This is a genomic window from Micromonospora sp. NPDC003241 (genome assembly GCF_053589795.1).
Genome location: NZ_JBSFSO010000033.1, coordinates 18,724 through 33,511 on the forward strand (window position 1 = coordinate 18,724; position 14,788 = coordinate 33,511).

A 14,788-nucleotide genomic window follows, 5' to 3' on the forward strand; every position below is an offset into this window, starting at 1 on the left:
CTTCGGAACTGGGCCGTCGGTGGCCGGCTAGGAGTTCGCCAGGAGCGCCCGGACGTCCTCGTCGGACATCGACTCGACGCTCTCCAGCGCCTCGGCGAGGAGGTCGTCCTGTTCGCCGAGCGCCTCGTTGATGGCCTTGGCCAGGTCCTCGACGTACGGCGCCTCCAGGATCCGGCGCAGTTCCAGGTCCACCCCGAACGTGGTGCGGATGCGGAACGCCACCTGCACGGCCTGGAGCGAGTGCCCGCCGAGGGCGAAGAAGTTGTCGCCGATGCCGACCCGCTCGACGCCGAGGATGTCGGCCCAGACGGCGGCGACCTCCCGTTCCAGGGCGTCGCGCGGCGCCACGTGCGCGCCTGCGGCCTCCGGCCGCTCGGGGTCGGGCTCCGGCAACGCCGCCCGGTCGATCTTCCCGTTCGGGGTCAGCGGCAGCGTGCCCATCACCACGAACGCCGACGGCACCTCGTACTCCGGCAGGCGCTCGGCCATGAACTCACGCAACTCCGCCACGGCCACGGTCGCGCCGGCCGCCGGCTCCGCGTAGCCGACCAGGCGTACCGGGCCGGTGCCGGACCGCAGCGCCAGCACCACCCCGGAGGCCACCGTCGGGTGGGCCACCAGCACCGACTCGACCTCGCCCAGCTCGACCCGGAAACCCCGGACCTTGACCTGGTGGTCGGCGCGGCCGACGAACTCCAGCGTCCCGTCGGCACGCCAGGCCACCACGTCCCCGGTCCGGTAGAGCCGGGCACCGGGTACGCCGGAGAAGGCGTCCGGCACGAACCGGTCGGCGGTCAGCCCCGGCCGGTTCCAGTAGCACCAGGCCACACCCGGGCCGCCCAGCCACAGCTCACCGGGGACCCCCACGCCGACCGGACGGCCCCACTCGTCCACCACGTACGTGGTGGTGTTGGTGATCGCCGCACCGATCGCGCCGGAGCTGGCCGGCACCTCGGACAGCGGGTTGCAGGTCGAGATGCTGGTGACCTCGGTCGGGCCGTAGATGTTGTTCATCCGGGCCCCACCGGCCTGCACGGCGGCGGCGATCGCACCGAGGTTGATCCGCTCACCGCCGATGTAGACCTGCTTGAGCGTGCTGAACGCGTCCGGGATCTCGTTGACCGTGGAGTTGAACAACGCGGTGACGATCGCGACGGCGGTGACCTGCTCGCGGCGCAGCAGTTCGACGAAGCGCGGTGGCGAGAGCGCCACGTCGGTGGGGACCACCACCACCCGGCCACCGTTGAGCAGCGGCCCCCAGACCTCGATCAGCAGCGGGTCGAAGGAGGCGTTGGAGACCTGGCCGACGGCGCGCAGTTCCTCGGGCCGGATCAGGTCGGTGTCACGGACCAGCCGGACGATGCCACGGTGCGGCACGATCGCGCCCTTGGGCCGGCCGGTGGAGCCGGAGGTGTAGATGAGGGTCGCGGCGTCCTCGGCGACCGTCCCGGGGACGGTGGTCGTCTCCCGGCCGGTCGGCGAGGCTGTCACGTCGGTGATGTCGACGGTCTCGCGGCCGGTCAGCGGGAGTTGGTCGAGCAGGTCCCGGTGACCGACCACCACCCGCACGTCGGTGTCGGTCAGCATGAACTCCAACCGCTGCGCCGGGTAGTCCGGGTCCAGCGGCACGTACGCGCCACCGGCCCGCAGCACGCCGAGCATGCCCACCACCAGGTCGGCGGAGCGCCGACAGCACAGGCCCACCAACGAACCCCGGCCCACGCCGGACTCCGCCAACCGGGCCGCCAGCGCGTCGGCGCGGGCCACCAGCGACGCGTACGACAGCGACAGCTCACCGTCGACCACCGCGACCGCATCCGGCGACGACTGCGCCCAGCCGGCGACCAGCGCGTCCACGGTCAGCTCCGGGGACTGCTCCCGGGCGGTCCGGTTCCACCCGTCGATCTGGGCGCGTTCGGCGGGCGAGGTGAGGTCCACCTCGGACAGCGACCGGTCCGGGTCGGCCACGATGGAACGCAGCGCGGCCAGGTAGTAGCCGCGTACCCGCCGGATCTGCTCCGGCGAGAACTCGGTGGTGTGGTAGTCGAGCCCCATCAGCAGACCGCTGGCGCCCGGGTCGCGCAGGAAGCCGCAGACGAACGGGTAGTTGGTCGGCTCGACCCGCATGGTGGTGAAAGAGTTGATCTTCGGGTCGACGATCCGGACGTCCCGGTCGGCCAGACCCCGCATGACGTGGAAGTGGTTGTAGACGAAGTGCGACTCGTAGAGCGACTCCCCGCCGGCCAGGCGCTGGATCTCCGCCATCGGGAAGCGGCGGTGCGGCAGCAGCTCGTTCTCCTCGTCGAGCATCGCCCGGATCAGGTCGGCCCAGGTGCCACCGGCCACGGTCGCCGTCACCGGCAGCGAGTTGAGGAACAGACCCCGCGACTCGGTGCCGTCGAGCACCTCCAGGCGGCCGTTGAACGCCATCCCGGTGGAGACCTCACGGCTGCCGGTCAGGTGGGCCAGCACCCGCATGTGCGCGGCGAGCAGCACGCTCTTCAGCGGTACGCCGACACCGGCGGCCACCCGCTCCAACCCGGCGCAGAGGTCGTCCGGGATCTTCGTCTCCAGCCAGCGATAGAAGTCGGAGTGTCCGGGCGGCAGCTCCCACTCCAGCAGCGGCTGCTCGTCCGGAGTCGGCTCCGGCTCCGGCAGCGGCTCCACCTCGGCGCCCTGCGGCCAGCGCGGCAGCCGGAGCCGGTTGGCCTGCCGGACCCGCGCCGACCAGAACTCCCGCTCCTCCGCCGAGGCGAGCGCCTCCCGCTCGGCCTCGACGAAATCCCGGTAGGTCGAGGCGGGCTTCGGGTCGGCGCTGCTCGACGGATCCCGCATCAGCTCCATGTAACGCTGGAGGATCTCGGTGATCGAGGAGTGCAGGCTCCAGCCGTCGAGGATGGCGTGGTGCTCGACCAGGGTCCACTCGAACGACTCCGCGCTGCGCCAGTGGAAGACGAAGCGCCACAGCGGCGGCCGGGCCAGGTCGAACGGGACGTCGCGCAGCCCCTCGATCACCTCGACGATGCGGCGGTCCTGCTCCTGCTCGGCCAGCTCGCGGACGTCGTACACCTCGATCGGCAGGTCCGCCTCGCGGTGCACCACCTGGAGCATCTCGCTGTACTCGCTGAGGTGGAACGAGGTCCGCAGGATGTCGTGCCGGTCCACGATCTGCCCGATGGCCCGCCGGATCAACGCCTCGTCGAACGGGGCGCGGACGTGGAAGCTGTCGACGTTCTGGTACAGCCGACGTCCCTCGTCGGCCTCCATGTGGAAGATCATCCCGGCCTGGAGCACCGCCATCGGGTACGCGTCCACCGCGTCCTCGGGCAGCCGCTCCCGGTCCGCCTCGGAGATCAGCGCGAAGGGCCGCCACTCGGCGGCGGGGGCCTGCGCGGTGGTGACCTCCCCGGCCAGCGCGGCGATGGTGGTGCGCTGGAAGAGCTGCTGCAACGAGAAGTCGAGCCCCTTGGCGCGGGCCAGGCCGATCACCTGCACGCTGCGGATCGAGTCGCCGCCGAGGTGGAAGAAGTTGTCCTCGACGCTGACCTGGTCGAGTTCCAGGACGGTCGCCCAGATCTCGGCGAGGGCCTGCTCGGTCTCGTTGCGGGGCGCCACGTACGGCCGGGCCAGCGCCGGCCGGTCGACGCCCGGCTCCGGCAGCCGCCGCCGGTCGATCTTGCCGTTGGCGGTCAGCGGGAAGGCGTCGAGCACCGTCACCACCGACGGGATCATGTGGCTGGGCAGCGTCGGTTCGAGGAACTCGTGCACCTCGGGGACGGTCAGGTCGCCGTCGGCGACCAGGTAGGCGACCAGCCGCCGCTCGGTGCCGGGCTCGCCGTGCGCGACCACCAGGCAGGCGCTGACGGCGGGGTGGGCCAGCAGCGCGGCCTCGACCTCGGCCGGCTCGATCCGGAAGCCCCGGATCTTGACCTGGTGGTCGAGGCGGCCCAGGTACTCCAGCGTGCCGTCGGGACGCCAGGTCGCCAGGTCACCGCTGCGGTAGCGGCGACCGCCGGGGTTCGTCGGGTCGGCGACGAAACGCTGCGCGGTCAGCTCCGGCCGACGCCAGTAGCCGTGTGCCACGCCGTCACCGCCGACATAGAGCTCACCGGGTACGCCGATCGGGGCGGGCCGGCCGTACTCGTCCAGCACGTGCAGGCTGAGGTCGGCCACCTGCCGCCCGATCGGGCTGTGCCGCTCGGCCAGCAGATCGGCGGTGAGCAGGCAGTACGTGGTGTGCACCGTGGTCTCGGTGATGCCGTACATGTTGACCATCTCGGGGCTGGTCTCCGGGTGCCGGGTCCACCAGCGACGCACCGCGTCGGGGTCCAGCGCCTCACCCGCGAAGATCACCACCCGGACGGCCAGCTCCGCCCGACGCCGCTCGTCGACGGCCTCGAACTGCCGGAACGCCCCCGGCGTCTGGCTGAGCACGGTGACCCCGGCGCGTTCCACCAGCTCGTAGAAGGCCTCCGGGTCGCGGCTCTCCCAGTAGCGCACCACCGCCAGCGTGGCGCCGTGGGTCAGCGCGCCCCACGCCTCGAAGACCGAGACGTCGAACGAGGCGGAGTGGAAGAGGCTGAACACGTCCTGCGGGCCGAAGTGGAACTGCTCCTCGGTGGCCGCGAACAGCCGCAGCACGCTGCGGTGCGAGACCATGACCGCCTTCGGCAGCCCGGTCGAGCCGGAGGTGTAGATGAGGTACGCCGGGTCGTCGACCGCCGGTGGGACGAGGTCCGGGGCGTCGGTGGTGTCGGCGCGTACCGCCTCCTCGATCGCCACCGTGCGGACGTCCTCGGGCAGCGTGAGGTCGGCCGGGATCGCGTCGCTCTGCGCCACCACGACCCGCAGCCCGCTGTCGCGCACGATGAAGTCGAGCCGGTCGGCCGGGTAGTTGGGGTCCAGTGGCACGTAGGCCGCGCCCGCCCGCAGCGCGCCGAGCATCCCGACCACCAGGTCGGTCGAGCGGCGGCAGCAGACACCCACCATGTCGCCCCGGCCGACACCGGCCCGGCGCAGGGTGGCGGCCACCGCGTCGGCGGCGGCCAGCAGCTCCGCGTACGTGGTGCGGGTCTCGCCGTCGAGCACCGCGACGTGGTCGGGGCGCTGCCGCGCGTGCCGGGCGACCAGGTCGCCGATGGGCGCGTCGACGGGGCAGGTCCGGGTGATGGCCGACCAGCCCTCGATCGTGGCGCGCTCCGGCTCCGGCAGCCCGCAGACGTCGGCGACGGACCGGTCCGCGTCGGCGACCAGCCGCTGCACCAGCGTGAACCACTGTGCGGCGAAGCGGTCCATGGTGGTGGCGTCGAAGAGGTCGGTGGCGTACTCCAGCTCCACCCGCATGCCGCCACTGCCGGCGTCGTAGACCAGCAGGGTGAGGTCGAACTTGGCGGTGCCGGTGTCGATGCCGACCGGGGCGGCGGTGACGTCGTCGCCGAGCCGCCACCCGGCGGGGTCCTGGCGTTGCAGCACGAACTGCACCTGCACCAGCGGCGACCAGGCCAGCTCGCGCTCCGGCGCGAGCGCCTCCACCAGGGCGGCGAACGGCACCTCCTGGTGGTCCTGGGCGTCGGCGGAGGCGGCCCGGACCCGGCCGACCAGGTCGGCGAAGGTCGGCGCGCCGGCCGTGTCCACCCGCACGGCGAGGGTGTTGACGAAGAACCCGACCAGGTCGTCCACCTCCGGCACCGGCCGACCGGCGACCGGCGTGGCCACCACCACGTCGGTACGGCGCGACCAGCGCCCGAGCAGCAGGGCGAAGCTGGCGAAGAGGACGTCGAAGACGGTGCTGGACCGCTGCCGGGCCAGCGACCGGACGGCCTCGGCCACCTCGGACGTCAGCTCGGCGTGCAGGGTGTGTCCGGCGTAGCTCTGCACCGGACGGCGGACCCGGTCGGCGGGCAGCTCCAGCACCGGCGGCAGGTCGTCGAGCTGCTGCCGCCACCACTCGACGCCGTCGCGCAGGCGGTCACCGACGAGCTGGTCCCGCTGCCAGGCGGCGAAGTCGCCGTAGCCGAGGGACCGGTCCCGGGCCGGCGGCCGGGCACCGGCGACCAGCGCCCGGTACGCCTCGGCGAGTTCACCGAGCAGGATCTCCAGCGACTGCCCGTCACAGGCGACGTGGTGGATCGAGAGCCAGAGCAGCCACCGGTCGTCGGCGTGCCGGATCAGACCGGCGCGCAGCAGCGGCGCCCGCGACAGGTCGAACGGTTCGGCGACGGCGGCGCGCGCCGCGTCCCGCGCCGCCGCCTCGGCTCCCGTCCCGGCGGCGCGCAGGTCGTCGACCCGCCACGACACCGGCGTGCCCGCCTCGGCCCGGAGCAGCCGGGGCCGACCCACCTCGGTGTCGATGGCGGTCCGCAGCGACTCGTGCCGGTCGACCAGGAGCTGCACGGCGGCGCCCAGCGCGTCGGGGTCCACCGCGCCGGTCAGCGCGAAGGCGACCGGCACGTTGTAGAGCGGCAGTCCGGGTCGCCAGCGGTCGAGGAACCAGAGGCGTTCCTGACCCGGCGACAGCACCGTCGGCTCACCGGTGGCGGCGATGACCGGACGGGCGGTGGTGTCGGTGATCCCCGCCTGCGCGAGCAGGTGGTCGATGAGGTCGTCCTCGGTCGGCCCCAGCGACCCGGCGGAATCAGTGGTCGTCACCAGTGTTCTCCTTCGTTGCGGACGCGGTGCCGAGTCGTGCGGCGCGTTCGGTGGGGCTGAGTCGGCGGACCTGCATGACGACGGCGGCGATCCGGTCGAGCCGGCCGGCGTCGGGTCCCTCGGCGCGCAGGCGCCGGGCCAGGTCCGCGACGGTGGGTTGTTCGACGAGGTGACGCACGGAGACCGGGGTACGCAGCGTGCGCTCCAGCCGGCCACAGACCTGCACGGCGTGCAGGGAGTGCCCGCCGAGGCCGAAGAAGTTGTCGTCGAGGCCGATCCCGGCGACGTCGAGCACCTCGCCCCAGGTCTCGGCGATGATCTGTTCGAGCGGATCGGCCGGCGCCCGGAAGGCGGCCTGGTCGACCCGTTGGTCGGTGTCCGGATCGGGTAGCGCCGCCCGGTCGATCTTGCCGTTCGGGGTCAGCGGCAGCGTGTCCATCACCACGAACGCCGACGGCACCGCGTACTCCGGCAGCCGTTGTGTCAGGGACTCGCGCAGCTCCGCCACGCTGACCGGGGCACCCGCCACCGGCTCCACGTAGCCGACCAGGCGCACCGGCGCGCCCTCGGACCGGGCCGCGACGACCACCGCCGACGCCACCGCCGGGTACGCCAGCAGCGCCGACTCGATCTCGCCCAGCTCGACCCGGAAACCCCGGACCTTCACCTGGTGGTCGGCGCGGCCGACGAACTCCAACGACCCGTCGGGCCGCCGGAACACCACGTCCCCGGTCCGGTACAACCGGGCGCCCGGCAGGCCGGAGAAGCCGTCCGGCACGAACCGGTCGGCGGTCAGCCCCGGCCGGTCCCAGTACCCCCAGGCGACGCCCGGCCCGCCCAGCCACAGTTCGCCGGGGACCCCGACGCCGGCCAGGTGACCCGCGTCGTCCACCACGTACGCCCAGGTGTTCCCGATCGCCGTACCGATGGCTCCGGTGCTGGTGGGGCGCGACGTCAGCCGGGTGTAGGTGGCGAAGGTGGTCACCTCGGTCGGGCCGTAGATGTTGTGCAGCCGCGCCGGACCCCGTCCACCCTCGACGACCCGGCCCACCGTCCCCGGATCGAGGCTCTCGCCGCCGAAGTAGAGCTGGTCCACGCCGGCGAAGGCGTCGGGCACCGTGTTGACGGTGGCGTTGAACAACGCGGTGGTGATGAAGACCGTGGTCACCGACCGGGTACGCAGCAGGGCGGCGAGCCCCGACGGGGAGAGCACCGTCTCGGTGGGCACGATCACCACCTGCCCGCCGTTGGCCAGCGCACCCCACACCTCGAAGGTGATGGCGTCGAAGCTGGCGTTGGCGAGCTGGGCGAGGACGGTCCGTGGGGTCAGCTCGACGTAGTCGGCTCCACCCACCAGGCGGGTGATGCCGCGATGCGGCACCACCACGCCCTTCGGGTCGCCGGTCGAGCCGGAGGTGTAGATGACGTACGCGGCGTCGTCGCCGCCACGCGCCGACCGGTCCGGTTCGGCACCGGCGGTCGGGGCGACCGCACCGGCGACCTCGGGCAGGGTGACGGCGTGCCGGTCACCGAGCGGGAGCTGGTCGAGCAGATCCCGATGCCCGACCACCACCCGCACGTCCGTGTCGGCCAGCATGAAACCCAACCGCTGCGCCGGATGGTCCGGGTCCAACGGCACGTACGCGCCACCGGCCCGCAACACCCCCAACATCCCCACCACGAGATCGGCCGACCGCCGACAACAGAGCCCCACCAGGGAGCCTCGCCCCACCCCAAGGTCCGTCAACCGCGCCGCCAGCGCGTCGGCCCGGGCCACCAACGACCCGTACGACACCGACACCTCGCCGTCCACCACGGCCACCGCGTCCGGAGCCGACCGGGCCCACTCGGCCACCAGCGCGTCCACGGTCGACCCGGCGGGGTAGTCGCGGGCCTGCCCGGCCCAGTCCAGGAGTCGGCGCTCCTCCTCGGCGGGCAGCGCGGACACCGACGTGACCGGTGCGTCGACGTCGGCGAGCAGCCGCTCCAGCAGCACCGTCCACTGGGTGGCGAAACGCTCGGCGGTGGACGCGTCGAAGAGGTCGGTGGCGTACTCGACCTCGACGCCGAGGTCCCGTCCGCCGGTGTCGACCACCGCCAGGGTGAGGTCGAACTTCGCGGTGCCGGTGTCCACCGAGTCGAGTTCGGCGACCAGGCCGTCGGAATCCCAGCGGCCCCGGGCGTGCTGGTTCATCCCGAAGGCGACCTGGGCGAGCGGTGCCCGGCTCTGGTCGCGGTCCGGGTCGAGCGCGTCCACCAGGGAGGCGAACGGGATCTGCTGGTGTGCCTGGGCGGCGGCCGAGACGGCGCGTACCCGGTCCACCAGGTCCATGAAGGTCGGCGCGCCGCTCAGGTCGGCCCGCAGCACGACGGTGTTGACGAAGAAGCCGACCAGGTCGTCGAGCTCGGGCAACGGACGCCCGGCGGCCGGGGTCGCCACCACCACGTCGGTCCGGCCCGACCAGCGGCCGACCAGCAGCAGGTACGCGGTCACCAGCAGGTCGAAGACGGTGACCGAGTGACTCCTCGCGGCGGCCCGCAGCGCCGACACCGTCGAGGGGTGCAGCCGGTGCCGCAGGGTGGCCCCGGCGTGACTGGCCACCGCCGGGCGACGGCGGTCGGCGGGGAGTTCCAGCAGGCTCGGTGCGTCGGCCAGCCGCTGCCGCCACCAGGCCACCTCGTCGGCGATCACCTGCGGGGTCAGCACCGCGCGCTGCCAGGCCGCGTAGTCGGCGTACGTCGGCGCGGGTGAGGAGGGGTCCCCTGCTATGCACGAGGCGTTAGCAGGGGACCCTTCCTTACCGAAGATCTCGGCGAGCAGGATGTCCAGCGACCAGCCGTCGCAGGCGGCGTGGTGCACGGAGAGCCAGCACAGCCACGCGTCGTCGGCGATCCGGACCAGTCCGCCGCGCAGCAGCGGGGCCTGTGCCAGGTCGAACGGTCGGGCGACACCGGCGGCGGCCAGTCGCCGCCCCTCCCGCTCACCTCCGGCGCGGGCGTCCGCCACGGTCCAGTCGATCTCGGTCCGGTCGGCGGTGCGGGCGACCGGACGACCGTCCACGGTCACCAGCGCGGTACGCAGCGCCGGGTGGGCGGCCACCACCGCCCGGACCGCGTCGTGCAGCCGCTCGGGGTCGACCGGCCCGGTCAGCCGCAGCAGCACCGGGACGTTGTAGAGGGCCGAGCCGTCCCGCAGCCGGTCCAGGTACCAGAGCCGCTCCTGCCCGAACGACACCACCGGCTCGCCGGTGTGCGCGGTGAGGGCGGGCAGCGCGACGGCCGGCTCACCGGCGTCGACAAGCGCGGCGAAGTCGGCGAGGACCGGGTGGGCGAAGAGCTGGTCCACGGTGAGGGCCACCCCGCGCTCGGCCGTCGTCCGGGCGACGACCTTGGCGGCCAGCAGGGAGTGCCCGCCGAGGGCGAAGAAGTTGTCGTCGGCGCCGACCCGGTCCAGGTGCAGGACGTCGGCCCAGACGGCGGCGAGCAGTCGCTCGGTCGGGGTGGCCGGCGCGATCGGCTCGCCGGCGGGCAGGCTCTCCACGGCCGCCGCCACGGCGTCCGTCTCGCCCGCGCCCGGCAGATGCCCGGTGCCCGCCACCAGGGCGGTCAGGATCCCGTCGAGCCGGTCCAGGTGGGCGGCGACGCTCACCGGGCCGTACCGGTCCTCGTCGTGGTCGCAGCGCAGCACCAGCCGCCCGTCGCGGGCGGTGAACTCCAGGACGGCGTCGCACCAGACGATCTCGTGTTCGAGGTCCGCGACGTCGCCGGGGTCGAGTCCGCCGCCGAGCGCGCCGAGCGGCACCACGGCGATCCGTACCTCGCCGTCGCTCGCCGGACCCGCCGCCGGCAGCGCGGTGGCGGTGCGCTCGGCCAGCCGCCGCAGCGGCAGTTCCGGTTCGACCGCGCAGTGCACCGCGCGCAGGGCGACGCCGTCGGTGGCGTCGGCGACGATCACGCCGACCACCGCCGTCGTCGCGGCGGTCCGGCCCCGGTCGCCGGCCACCAGGGCCTGCGTCGCGGCGGCCAGTACCGCCGCCGGGGTGGTGCCGAGGTCGACGGCGAGGGCGGTCAGGTCCGCCTCGCTGACGGCGAGCGCCCGGCTGACCTCGCCGCGACGGAACGACAGACCGGGCATCACCTCGTCGTCGGCGGCGAGGGTCGCCGCCACCGACGGGTCCCGGCTGACCTCGACGGTCATGGCCGCCCCTGCCCGGCGTCCGGCGGCGTGACCGTGTACGCCCCGATGACCAGGCGGGACAGGCCGCCTCGCAGCATCGTGTCGACGGCGATCTCCGGGGTCCGCACGATGGGCTGCCCGCGCAGGTTGAACGAGGTGTTCAGCAGGACCGGGATGCCGGTCCGGTCGGCGAACGCGGTCAGCAGCTCCCAGAGCAGCGGGTTGCCCTCACGGGTGACCACCTGCACCCGGGCCGTGCCGTCGAAGTGGGTGACCGCGCCCAGCGAGTCCCGGTGTTCCGACCTGGTGCGGGTGGTGAACAGCATGTGCCGGAACCGCTGCTCGTCGCCCGGCTCGATCTCGAAGTACGTGGACGCCGCCTCTTCGGTGACCACCGGCGCGAAGGGACGGAAGTCCTCCCGGCGCTTGATCAACGCGTTGATGTGGTCGCGCATCCGCGCGTCCCGAGGGTCGGCGAGGATGCTGCGGTTGCCCAGCGCCCGGGGGCCGAACTCCATACCGCCCTGGAACCACGAGACGACCTCGCCGGCCTCCAGTGCCTCGGCGGTCTCGGCGAGCAGCCGCGCCCGCTCCGGCACGTGCCGGACCACCACGTCGGTCCGGCTCCCGACGGCCGCGCCGATCTCCTCGTCGGTGTACGAGGTACCCCAGTACGGCATGGACATGGCCGGGATCCGCGTCGCCGGTTCCTGCTGGGCCTGTACGTAGAGGGCCGCGCCGACGGCCGACCCGTCGTCGCCCGCGCCTGGCGGGATGAAGATGCGCTCGAACAGTCGACTGCGGGCGATCACCCCGTTGGCGGAGCAGTTCAGGGCGACGCCACCGGCGTAGCACAGGTCCCGCAGCCCGGTCTCGCGCCGGAAGTGCCGCAGCACGTGCACCAGGCAGAGTTCCACCACCGCCTGGAGGGCGGCGGCGACGTCCCGGTGCCGCTGCTCGACCGGGGTACCCGGCTGCCGGGGCGGGCCGAAGCGCTCGGCGAGCAGGGCCAGTACGCCCCGGTGCGTCTCCCGCTCGCGCAGGTCCTGGTCGGCGGCCAGCGCGGAGACCGTGAACGTGCCGCCGTCGAGCAGCTTGACCAGCTTCGACATCTCGGCGAAGTGGGCCCGCCGGTCACCGAAGGCGGCCAGGCCCATCACCTTGTACTCGTCCATCATCATGTCGAAGCCGAGGTACATGGTGAAGACGCCGTAGAGCGTGCCGATCGAGTGCAGCGCCGGGATGCGGTGCAGCACCTCCAGCTTGCCGCCGGTGCCCGCCGCCACGGTCAGGCTCTCCGTCTCCCCCATCCCGTCGGCGACCAGGACCAGCGCCTCGTCGTACCCGCTGGGGTAGTAGGCGCTCGCGGCGTGGGCGAGGTGGTGCGGGACCGGCACCAGCTTCGCGGCCCAGTCCACGCTCGGGAACTCCTGCCGCAGCCAGGTCAACTGCACGTCGGGGTCGTAGACCTCGGCGTACCGGGCGGCCAGGTACGGGTCGGACAGGTCCAGGTCGGCGGCGCGGTGGGCGAATCCGTGTGCGACGACGTCGATCTCGTCGGGGGTGACCCCGGTCCGCCGGAGCGCGTCGCGGATCGCGTGCGCCGGGAAACTGCCGGTCGCCTTCTCGGCGGTGTACCGCTCCTCGGCCGCCGCGGCCCGCACCACACCGTCCACGACGAGTGCCGCCGCCGAGTCCAGGCCCTGCACGACCCGGTACTCGCGGGCACCGAGGTCCGGCAGCTCGCGGCGTTTGAAGTCGACGCTGTTGTGCAGCCCGCTGATGCCCAGAACCTTCATGATGGCGTCTCCTCGGAGCCGGCCCGACGGTGGATGTGTGCCGTCGCCGCCTCCCGCAACGCCCGCCGGTCGACCTTCTGGCTGGGCGTGAGGGGCAGCTCGGGTAGCGCGACGATCCGTTGCGGCAGCAACGCGGTGGGCAGCGACGCCGCCAGGTGCTCGCGCAGCGCCGCGTCGGTGACCGCCGGAGCGTCGCCGCCGCTGCGCACGTAGAGCACGAGCCGCTGGTCGTCCTCGGCGGCGCTCACCACCACCGCCGCCGCCTGGGTCACCGCCGGGTGGCGCTCGGCGTACGTCTCGATCTCTTCGAGCTCGATCCGGTGTCCCCGGATCTTGACCTGGTTGTCGGCGCGACCGTGGTACGACAGCGTCCCGTCCGGACGCCAGGCGCACAGGTCACCGGTGCGGTACTCGTCGTCCCGGAACACCGCGCCGGTGCGCTCGGCGTCGCCGAGGTATCCGATGGCGAGCTGCGGACCGCCGACGTGCAGTTCACCGATCTGGCCGACCGGCACCGGCCGCCCGTCCCGGCCCCGGACGACGGCGACGGTGCCCGGCAGCGGTGCGCCGATCGGCACCGGGTCGGGCACCGGCCGGTCGAGCCGGTGGGCGGTGCACCAGATGGTGGCCTCGGTCGGGCCGTAGACGTTCCACACGGTGGCCCCGGTGTCCACTAGGCGGGCGGCCAGGTCGGCGGTGACCGCCTCGCCGCCGCAGAGCAGCGTCCGCCCGGTCAGGTCGCCCGACAGGTGCGGCAGGATCAGCCGCCACCCCGACGGCGTGGCCTGGATCAGGTCGGGCCGGGCGGCGTCGAGGTATCCGCCCAGCCGGGCCGGGTCCCGGCGCGTCGCGTCGTCGACCAGCAGCAGCCGGCCGCCGGTGGCCAGCGGCAGGAAGAGTTCGAGCAGCGAGATGTCGAAGGTGAGCGCGGTCGTGCCGGCCACCGTCGGGGTGCCGGGTGCCAGCAGGTCGGCGAAGGTGACGACACAGTGCGCCAGCGCCGCGTGCGACACCCCGACCACCTTGGGCCGGCCGGTCGAGCCGGAGGTCGACATCGCGTACGCGAGGTCGTCGCCGGTCGGCGGGTCACCGGCGGGAAGCGGGGCGTCGGCGGGAAGCGCGGCGTCGGCCGGTGGCGCCACCACCTGGCAGCCCGGACGGGTCACCGCCTGCGGATCGGCCAGCACCGCGAACCGCGCGTCCGCAGTGTCGAGCAGGGTGTCCAGCCGGGCGCGCGGATGCCCCGGGTCGACGGGCAGGAACGCGGCCCGCAACGACCACACGGCCAGCAGGGTGACCACCAGCTCGGCCCGGCGGGGCAGCCCGACCGCGACCACGTCACCGGACACCACGCCGGCCGTACGCAGCACGTCCGCGTACCGGTCGGCCGCCGCGACGAGGTCGGCGTAGCTGACGCTGCGGGTGGCGTCCTCGATCGCGGTGGCCTGCGGCCGGGCGAGTGCCTGGGCGCGGACCAGGGCCGGCACGCTGTCGCCGGGGGCCCGGCCCGGGTGGTGGGCGGCGGCGACGATCCGCAGGTCCTCCTCGCCGCAGAGGTCGAGCGCCCCGACCGGTACGTCGTCCGCCGCCCCGAGGACGCGCGCGACGCGACCGGCCAGCAGCGCCGCGTCGGCGGACGGCGTGACGTCCGCTCCGGTGACCAGGATGTGCGGCCCGTCGCCGTGGTCGACCCGGATCGTGGTGTCGGCGCCGAGGCGCGCCACCTGCTTGCCGACGAGCGCGCCGAGGACGGACCGGCGGGCCCGCCACGGCGCCGACACGGTCACCGACCGGCCGGTCGCCGGATCGGTCAGCTCACCGGTGACGGTCGGCGCGGCACCGGCGTGCGCGAGCACCAGCAGACTGGCCGCGACCGTCTCGACATTGACCGACGCACTCGCCCCAGCGGCGTTTTCCGAAGCCACCAGCGATCGCGTCATCGCGCACTCCCTAATACCGGCGGGGGCAGAGAAAAGCAATTCATCGCGCTGCCGTCCACCCCATTCATGCCGGACGAGTGATCCTTGAATTACTGTCCGTGTCCGGCAATTGGATCGGATCCCGCCGGGTTACGAGGCAGCACGCTAGGAGTGACCGGATCGGGGTGTCAACGGCCACAGCCGGGCGGAACCAATCGGACATGTCATCGAGGACTGGGTCAGAT

Annotated in this window: 4 protein-coding genes; all 4 read right to left on the reverse strand. The window is 73.5% G+C overall.

Translation table 11 applies throughout. The annotated features are described in order from the left end of the window. Positions 1-27: 27 nt before the first annotated feature. The 4 genes from ACWDVW_RS23085 to ACWDVW_RS23100 are packed head-to-tail and all read right to left on the reverse strand — an operon-like array spanning position 28 to position 14,564. On the reverse strand, positions 28-6,648 hold the full coding sequence (locus ACWDVW_RS23085) for an amino acid adenylation domain-containing protein (protein WP_449952325.1): 6,621 nt from the start codon (positions 6,646-6,648) through the stop codon (positions 28-30). Continuing rightward, the gene (locus tag ACWDVW_RS23090; protein ID WP_449952328.1) at positions 6,635-10,846 is read right to left on the reverse strand and encodes an amino acid adenylation domain-containing protein; all 4,212 of its coding nucleotides are present in this window, start codon (positions 10,844-10,846) and stop codon (positions 6,635-6,637) included. The genes ACWDVW_RS23085 and ACWDVW_RS23090 overlap by 14 nt, the downstream gene beginning before the upstream one ends. Next, on the reverse strand, positions 10,843-12,624 hold the full coding sequence (locus tag ACWDVW_RS23095; RefSeq protein WP_449952330.1) for a carbamoyltransferase family protein: 1,782 nt from the start codon (positions 12,622-12,624) through the stop codon (positions 10,843-10,845). The genes ACWDVW_RS23090 and ACWDVW_RS23095 overlap by 4 nt, the downstream gene beginning before the upstream one ends. Continuing rightward, positions 12,621-14,564: an amino acid adenylation domain-containing protein gene (locus ACWDVW_RS23100; RefSeq protein WP_449952333.1), complete on the reverse strand. Its 1,944-nt coding sequence runs from the start codon at positions 14,562-14,564 to the stop codon at positions 12,621-12,623. Before ACWDVW_RS23100 ends, ACWDVW_RS23095 begins: the two co-directional genes overlap by 4 nt. Positions 14,565-14,788: the final 224 nt, after the last annotated feature.

Coding starts and splice junctions, on each gene's coding strand:
- ACWDVW_RS23090 (WP_449952328.1), bottom strand. CDS start 10,846: ATGACCGTCGAGGTCAGCCGGGACCCGTCGGTGGCGGCGACCCTCGCC.
- ACWDVW_RS23095 (WP_449952330.1), bottom strand. CDS start 12,624: ATGAAGGTTCTGGGCATCAGCGGGCTGCACAACAGCGTCGACTTCAAA.
- ACWDVW_RS23100 (WP_449952333.1), bottom strand. CDS start 14,564: ATGACGCGATCGCTGGTGGCTTCGGAAAACGCCGCTGGGGCGAGTGCG.